The sequence below is a fragment of the Streptococcus oralis genome (assembly GCF_026782235.1).
Lineage (GTDB): Bacteria > Bacillota > Bacilli > Lactobacillales > Streptococcaceae > Streptococcus > Streptococcus oralis_CC.
On sequence record NZ_JAKUWE010000010.1, the window covers coordinates 1 to 2,677 of the forward strand.

Genomic DNA, 2,677 nt, shown 5'->3' on the forward strand with positions numbered 1-2,677 from the left:
GAAATCCCGTCGGAATCTGGGAGGACCATCTCCCAACCCTAAATACTCCCTAGTGACCGATAGTGAACCAGTACCGTGAGGGAAAGGTGAAAAGCACCCCGGGAGGGGAGTGAAATAGAACCTGAAACCGTGTGCCTACAACAAGTTCGAGCCCGTTAATGGGTGAGAGCGTGCCTTTTGTAGAATGAACCGGCGAGTTACGATATGATGCGAGGTTAAGTTGAAGAGACGGAGCCGCAGGGAAACCGAGTCTGAATAGGGCGCCTTAGTATCATGTCGTAGACCCGAAACCATGTGACCTACCCATGAGCAGGTTGAAGGTGCGGTAAGACGCACTGGAGGACCGAACCAGGGCACGTTGAAAAGTGCTTGGATGACTTGTGGGTAGCGGAGAAATTCCAAACGAACTTGGAGATAGCTGGTTCTCTCCGAAATAGCTTTAGGGCTAGCGTCGACATAAAGATTCTTGGAGGTAGAGCACTGTTTGGGTGAGGGGTCCATCCCGGATTACCAATCTCAGATAAACTCCGAATGCCAATGAATTATGGTCGGCAGTCAGACTGCGAGTGCTAAGATCCGTAGTCGAAAGGGAAACAGCCCAGACCACCAGCTAAGGTCCCAAAATAATTGTTAAGTGGAAAAGGATGTGGGGTTGCACAGACAACTAGGATGTTAGCTTAGAAGCAGCTATTCATTCAAAGAGTGCGTAATAGCTCACTAGTCGAGTGACCCTGCGCCGAAAATGTACCGGGGCTAAAACAATTTACCGAAGCTGTGGATACCTTTATAGGTATGGTAGGAGAGCGTTCTATGTGTGAAGAAGGTATACCGTGAGGAGTGCTGGAACGCATAGAAGTGAGAATGCCGGTATGAGTAGCGAAAGACAGGTGAGAATCCTGTCCACCGTAAGACTAAGGTTTCCAGGGGAAGGCTCGTCCGCCCTGGGTTAGTCGGGACCTAAGGAGAGACCGAAAGGTGTATCCGATGGACAACAGGTTGATATTCCTGTACTAGAGTATGTAGTGATGGAGGGACGCAGTAGGCTAACTAAAGCAGACGAATGGAAGTGTCTGTCTAAGCAGTGAGGTGTGAATTGAGTTAAATGCTTAGTTCTATAACATTGAGCTGTGATGGGGAGCGAAGTTTAGTAGCGAAGTTAGTGACGTCACACTGCCAAGAAAAGCTTCTAGCGTTTAAACATACTCTACCCGTACCGCAAACCGACACAGGTAGTCGAGGCGAGTAGCCTCAGGTGAGCGAGAGAACTCTCGTTAAGGAACTCGGCAAAATGACCCCGTAACTTCGGGAGAAGGGGTGCTGGCTTTAGGTCAGCCGCAGTGAATAGGCCCAAGCAACTGTTTATCAAAAACACAGCTCTCTGCTAAATCGTAAGATGATGTATAGGGGGTGACGCCTGCCCGGTGCTGGAAGGTTAAGAGGAGTGCTTAGAGGTAACTCGAAGGTATGAATTGAAGCCCCAGTAAACGGCGGCCGTAACTATAACGGTCCTAAGGTAGCGAAATTCCTTGTCGGGTAAGTTCCGACCCGCACGAAAGGCGTAATGATTTGGGCACTGTCTCAACGAGAGACTCGGTGAAATTTTAGTACCTGTGAAGATGCAGGTTACCCGCGACAGGACGGAAAGACCCCATGGAGCTTTACTGCAGTTTGATATTGAGTGTCTGTACCACATGTACAGGATAGGTAGGAGTCTACGAGATCGGGACGCCAGTTTCGAAGGAGACGTTGTTGGGATACTACCCTTGTGTTATGGCCACTCTAACCCGGATAGGTGATCCCTATCGGAGACAGTGTCTGACGGGCAGTTTGACTGGGGCGGTCGCCTCCTAAAAGGTAACGGAGGCGCCCAAAGGTTCCCTCAGAATGGTTGGAAATCATTCGCAGAGTGTAAAGGTATAAGGGAGCTTGACTGCGAGAGCAACAACTCGAGCAGGGACGAAAGTCGGGCTTAGTGATCCGGTGGTTCCGTATGGAAGGGCCATCGCTCAACGGATAAAAGCTACCCTGGGGATAACAGGCTTATCTCCCCCAAGAGTTCACATCGACGGGGAGGTTTGGCACCTCGATGTCGGCTCGTCGCATCCTGGGGCTGTAGTCGGTCCCAAGGGTTGGGCTGTTCGCCCATTAAAGCGGCACGCGAGCTGGGTTCAGAACGTCGTGAGACAGTTCGGTCCCTATCCGTCGCGGGCGTAGGAAATTTGAGAGGATCTGCTCCTAGTACGAGAGGACCAGAGTGGACTTACCGCTGGTGTACCAGTTGTCTTGCCAAAGGCATCGCTGGGTAGCTATGTAGGGAAGGGATAAACGCTGAAAGCATCTAAGTGTGAAACCCACCTCAAGATGAGATTTCCCATGATTATATATCAGTAAGAGCCCTGAGAGATGATCAGGTAGATAGGTTAGAAGTGGAAGTGTGGCGACACATGTAGCGGACTAATACTAATAGCTCGAGGACTTATCCAAAGTAACTGAGGATACGAAGTGTGAGGTTTTCTTGAGATTTGATAGATATTCAATTTTGAGTAGGTATTACTCAGAGTTAAGTGACGATAGCCTAGGAGATACACCTGTACCCATGCCGAACACAGTAGTTAAGCCCTAGAACGCCGGAAGTAGTTGGGGGTTGCCCCCTGTGAGATATGGAAGTCGCTTAGCT

The 2,677-nt window shown here is 49.9% G+C and carries 2 rRNA genes; both read left to right on the top strand.

The window, feature by feature from the left end:
- Positions 1-2,484, top strand: a 23S ribosomal RNA gene (locus MK396_RS09930); the annotation flags it as partial.
- Positions 2,485-2,560: 76 nt separating this feature from the next.
- Positions 2,561-2,676 (top strand): 5S ribosomal RNA (gene rrf / locus MK396_RS09935).
- The last annotated feature ends 1 nt before the right edge of the window (position 2,677 follow it).